This is a genomic window from Nocardia sp. CS682 (genome assembly GCF_004634405.1).
In the GTDB taxonomy this organism is placed as follows: Bacteria; Actinomycetota; Actinomycetes; order Mycobacteriales; family Mycobacteriaceae; genus Nocardia; species Nocardia ninae.
The window spans coordinates 6,289,825-6,295,482 of record NZ_CP029710.1 but is presented as its reverse complement, the minus strand read 5'-3'; the positions used below and the strand labels follow the sequence as shown (position 1 = coordinate 6,295,482).

Here is a 5,658-nt window from a genome sequence, read left to right as displayed (position 1 = left end):
GGTGGCGGTGACGGCCCGGTGGTATTCCGCGATCTCTTTCGGATCGGTCGAGGAGTGGAACTTGCTGCCCTCCAACGCTTTCCCCAGTTGCGCGAGGGACAGTCCGCTCCATTCCTCCGGCTTATAGCTGTCGCGGACCTGTTTGGCCTCCGCCAGGAAGTCCCGGGGCGGGGCGTCGCCGTCGGGGGCCTTCGCAGCATCGGATTCCGGCCGCCCGCCGAACGTGTCCGGATCGGTATCGCGGCCGGGAGCCTCGTCCTCAGCCGGCGTCTTGCGCCCCGGCGGGTCGGCGAGCTCGCCGTCCTGGTCGCGGCGGGGGGCCGGATTGTCGCCATCGGTCGACGTCTTGCGCACCGGCGGGTCGCCCAGCACGACGTCAGCGTCGCGGGGTACCCGGAACTCGGTCAGTCGCGGGTCGGACAGGATGTCCTCGACGGACCGGTCGAGCGGTTCGTCGCTGTCGGCCCGTCGCCAGCCGCCGTCCTTCACGGCGTCTCCCGCGCCGTCGGGCTGCCGCCAAATGTAGTGTGCCGCAGCGCTATCGCCGAGCACGACCACCTTGATGTCGGAGACGTCGGCCGAGCCGTACTCCTCCTTGGTCAGGACGCGCGGATCCTCGCCGAGTCCGTCGATCTTGCCCCACTGCACCCCGTCGGTCAGCGGCGGCCGGGTGACTTCGGGCTCGTCCTTCGACCGCTTCGACTCGCTGTCCGAATCACGGGTGGACTTTCCGCTGGTGTTGTCGTCCTCGGCGACAGGCTTTTTCGCATACGGAGTCTTCTCGGGAGCCGGTTTCCAGCTATCTCTCTCCTCCGCCGTGTACTTGCGCCCGCTCTGGTCGAAGTGGTCGAGATCCTTGTAGAGCGTTTCGCCGAGTGCGGCCTTTATCCGAGCGGGCTCTGGAATGTAGGCACCCGCCCAGTCGCCGACCGCGGTCATCCGCCCATTCACGAAGTGAGCTTGGAACGCCACGTATACACCGGCATTGTGGAATGCCTCGTGCGTCAGATCGCTGATGTACCAGCGGCCGTGGTGGTCGCCGACCACGGTTCGCATCACCGGGGCGTGGTTGTCAGCCCATCGGTGCAGCAGCGGGCCGCGCCGCGGCAACTCGATGGTGGTCGGGCCGTCCTCGCCGACCACATTCTTGCCGGGCTTGCCCTGCGCCGGTTTCGACTTCGACTTCGATGAGTCGTCGGAGTCGGATTTCGATTTGCTAGAGGTCGACTTCGACGAATCATCCGACTCGGTCTTCGGCTTCGATTTCGCGGACGAGTCGTCGGACTCGCTGCCCTTCGGCTTGTTGCCCGGCGCACTGGGATCCCTGGTCCACTTACCGTCTTCGGAGACGACGAAGCGGTGCTCGGCCCGCTCCTGCTCGGTGAGCCGGTACAGGCCGCGCGACCCCCACTCGTCGATACCGCGGTCGTCGGGCGCCGCCTTGCCGCTACCGTCCTTATCAACGGGTGGCGGCTTCTTCTGCCCGAATCCAGAACGCACCTCCATGTCGTTGATGCCGGGCTCGGGGCGGCGGAAGGGCTCACGCCCCTCGTGCGGCGACTTGTGGTTCCCGAACAACTTCTCCAACACCGCGGCCGTCTGCTGGAAGCCGAGGATCTGCCGGAGGAACGACTTGCCACCCGGCCACGCCGGTCCGAGCAACTGGGGATCGATCTGGCGCCAGCGCGGTTCGAACGCCGCGGCCTTCAGATCGGCGAGCAGGCCGCTCGGCTTGTCGGACTTCGGCCCGCCCTTGGTCGCAGTGTCGTCGCCGGGCTTGCCCGGGGTAGTAGCGGTATCGCCGTCGCCGCCGGCCTTGCGAGTGGAGGCGGACGAACTGCCATCGCCATCGCCACGAGCCTTGCGCGTGGAGGCAGACGAACCCTCATCGCCCGCACCACCAGGCTTGCGCGCAGTAGCGGACGCCCCATCATCGCCGCCACCACCGCCTTTAAGCGAGATAGCAGACCCGCCGTCAGCACCGTCACCTCCGGTCTTGAGCGAGGAGGCAGACCCACCGTCAGCGCCGTCACCACCAGCTTTGCGCGAGGAGGCAGACGAACCCTCATCGCCCGCACCACCAGGCTTGCGCGCAGTAGCAGACGCCCCATCATCGCCGCCACCACCGGGCTTGCGCGAAGCGGTGGACGCACCGCCCTCTGCACCGGCCTTGCGCGAACCAGTAGACGCACCGTCAGCGCCGTCACCACCGGTTTTGCGCGAAGTAGTAGGCGAACTGTCGTCACCACCCCGACGACCCGCCGCATCGCTGCGCGGGGCGTTCGTGTCCGACGTGTTCCTTGCCGACTTCTCGACCGGCGGTGTCTTGTCCCCGGATGTCGAAGCCTTTTCGCCGGGCGACAGTGTCCTGTTGTCGGCTGATGGCGACTTGTCAGCGGTCGGTTGATCGGCAACCGATTTCGACCGGGCGGCACTCGGCTGCGGATCCGACGAACCCGCCTTGGTCTGCGGCCCCGTCGATTGGACCTGTTCGGTCGCCGCCGAGCGGTTGCCGGATTGTGGTGCGGCGGTGTCGAACTGCTTCGTCTGTACGCCAGGGACGCGATCGCCGCCGGACAGCGCGCCCGAGCGCGGCGGAGTCGAACCACCGGTCGTCGCGGACGACTGTGCGGCCTGCGAGGCACCGGCCGCGGTCGGCTTGGCACCCGGCTGCTCCGCCTTGGGCGGTGGCGCGGAGCCCACCGCGTCCGCCTTGGCCGCCGCCCCGGACTGCCCGGCACCGCTCTGTCCACCGCTCTGCGAAGCGCCCGGCTGCCCTCCTCCTTGCGAAGCGCCCGACTGTCCGCCACCAACCTGCGAAGCGCCCGGCTGTCCGCCACCAACGTGCGAAGCGCCCGGCTGTCCGCCACCAACGTGCGAAGCACCCGGCTGTCCGCCACCAACCTGCGAAACGCCCGGCTGCCCGCCACCAACCTGCGAAGCACCCGGCTGCGCGCCACCTCCGTGCACAGCCGCGACCGCGGGACTCTGCGACTGCGCGTTCTGGTCTCCTTGCTGCCGGTGATCCAGCCCCGCGGATTCCGCACGATCGGTCGAGACCTGTGCTGCGCCATCGTTTTTCGGCGCGGCCACGGAGCCACCGTCGTCCGCAGCACCCGCGCGATTCCCGGAAGTCCCAGCGTCCGAAGACGATTCGTCGCTACTGACCGACCGTCCGTCCTCCGACGACCTATTCGAAGCGCCGTCGTCGCCCCGCGATCCACCGGTCTGCCCGTCGCTCGCCGCGGCACGCCCGGACCCTTCGCTACCAGCCGACCCGTTCCCGGAAGAACCAGCAGCCGAGGACGATTCGCCTCCCCTACCCGAACTTCCGTCCGCCGCGGGCGGCGTCGCGCCCGGCGCTCCGGCCTGCTCGTCACCGCCCGGCCGCGCACCCGACGGCGTTTCCGACACCGGCGGTGTGACGGGCGGGCCATCTCCCGCCACCGGCGGATGCACCGACGGCGGAGTCTTCCCAAGATTCCCCGTCTCCGGCACATCGATCTTCGGTGCGACGCTGCTACCGCGGAGCCCACGTCCGCCACCTGTGAACGCACCTGCAGCACCCGCGCCGAGCATGTGCGGATCGAATTCGAAAGGGCCGCCGTTGATCATCTGGTTGGCGAGACCACCACCGACCATACCGCCGAGACCACCAGCGCCACCTTGCACGAGGCCGGTGGCCGCCCGCTGGTACCACTTGTCGAACTCCGATTTGGTGAGCTTGCCGCCCAGACCTTTGAAGAGGTCGCCACCGATCTTGCCGAACAGCGAACCGAACGCACCACCCATCGCACCGCCGAGTGCGTACTCACCCAACGACTTACCGTCGAAACTGTCCTTGTGTCCGGCCGCCATCTGGCCGAGCTGAAGCAGGATATTGAGGATCACCTGTTGGCCCATGGCATTGAGCGCGGCGGTCACCATGTGCATCACCATGACCTTGAGCCATTGGAAGACGAGCTGGTACCAGGCGGTCAGCGCCGCCTGCGTCCCGGGCGCGGTGATCGGGGAGAACCAGGCGATGATGATCTCGATCGCCAGCTGTACCAGGCCGACGACGATCATGATCTTGTTTTCTTGAATCGCGCAACCGACCTTGTCGCACGCTTTGGAAAGCTCCATCATCGATTTCGCGATCGACTGCATCGATGCGTCTTCCGACTCGTCGGTGAGGTGCTTCAGCGTCTGCACCATCGACGAATTCAGTTCATCCGCCGATGGATACGCCTTCAGCACATCCTTGATGGCGTCCTCGATGCTGCTCACCAACGCCGACAATTCGCCGCTGGCCTCCGACCACGCGTCGGCGACGGCGAACATGCCGTTCTCGCTGCTGTCCTTGGGCCATTTGCTGCCGGCCGCGACACTCAGCCACTGCAGATCCTCGGGTAGCTGGATGTCGGACTGGGCGATCGCGGGCGGAATCGACATCCGCTACCGATCACCGGTGCGCCAGCCGGAGCGCTGCCACGGATCGCCCGGATCCGGAGTTTCGCTCGGTTCGTCCACCTGGGGCGACGTCTTACGCCGGTCGCGCCGCTTCTCTTTGCCGTCGCCCGAGGCACCGCCTTGGCTGCCTGGCGGCATGCCGCCGGGCATACCCGGCGGAATGCCGGTGCCGGGCACGCCCGCACGGGTCTGCGGGCCACCCTGCCCGTTCTTGCCCGCCAGTTTCTCACCGTCGAACGCGGAGGTGGACCGTAGCATCGGATTACCCAGGGGTCCGCCGGGACCGCCGCCCTTGCCGCCAGCGCCTTGACTGCCCGACTTGTCCACCGGCGCACCGGTTACCGGATCGATGGCCGGCTTGTACGCATTCGGCGCGAGCACGCCAGGCACGCCCCCACCGAGACCCGAATCCAGCCCGAAGTTCTTCGCATTCGGCGAGATGCCGCCCGGCAGGTCCTTGGAATTGCCTTGCCCGGGACCGGGACCCGGTGTGTACGGCGAATTGGGGCCGGTCATACCGGTGGAAGACATGTTCGCGACCGGCGGACCGGTGACATCACCGATATTCGGGCCGCCCGCAGTCGAACCACCGGGGCCTGGGCCAGTTCCCAACGCGCCCGGTCCGGGACCCCCACCACTCTTGATCTCCGGGCCACCACCCGATCCTTGGTTCCCGCCCGGCGGCGGTGGTGGTCCCGTCGGACCGTTCTTTCCGTCGTTCTGACCGTCCTTGTCCTCCTTGTTGCGGTTCGGATCAGAACTGAGTGGACCGGTGTACGGTCCCGGATCGCCCGAGGCGTCCTCATCGACGTAGTTCTTCAGAATCCATTCGGCAAAGAGATCGTCACCTCTGCCGAATACCTTGCCCGCCTCTTCGATCGTGCGGCCGTAGTTCACCAGCAACTGCCCGTAGACGGGTACCGCGCCCTTCGCGTCTGAGCCGGTACTGGCATTGCCGACCAACGCGTCCTTGGACTTCAGATAGCCCTGCTCGCCTTCGGCGAACTGCTTGCCCATCTTGTCGCTGCCCCACGGCTGCCCGAGGCTCAGCAGGTTGTTGTTGAGCTTGGTGAGAATCTCGAAGAGCCCATTGGGCAAACCCGGCAGCTCTGCCAGCTTCTTGCCCTTGTCGATCAGGGCCTCGGGGTCGACGCGAACCGTGCGGCCGTTGTTCGGCTGCGGTGCCATCACGATTCCTAACTCATG

At 67.2% G+C, this 5,658-nt stretch carries 2 protein-coding genes; one reads left to right on the top strand and one right to left on the bottom strand.

The features are described from left to right. Positions 1-2,403 precede the first annotated feature (2,403 nt). Positions 2,404-4,395 (top strand): pentapeptide repeat-containing protein, encoded by a 1,992-nt coding sequence (locus DMB37_RS41995; protein WP_135235278.1) that lies wholly within the window; start codon positions 2,404-2,406, stop codon positions 4,393-4,395. Positions 4,396-4,437: 42 nt separating this feature from the next. On the opposite strand, the gene DMB37_RS28310 is transcribed toward DMB37_RS41995, so the two are convergent. Further along, positions 4,438-5,640, bottom strand: coding sequence for a hypothetical protein (locus DMB37_RS28310; RefSeq protein WP_135235277.1), 1,203 nt, complete (start codon positions 5,638-5,640; stop codon positions 4,438-4,440). Between the last annotated feature and the right edge of the window lie 18 nt (positions 5,641-5,658).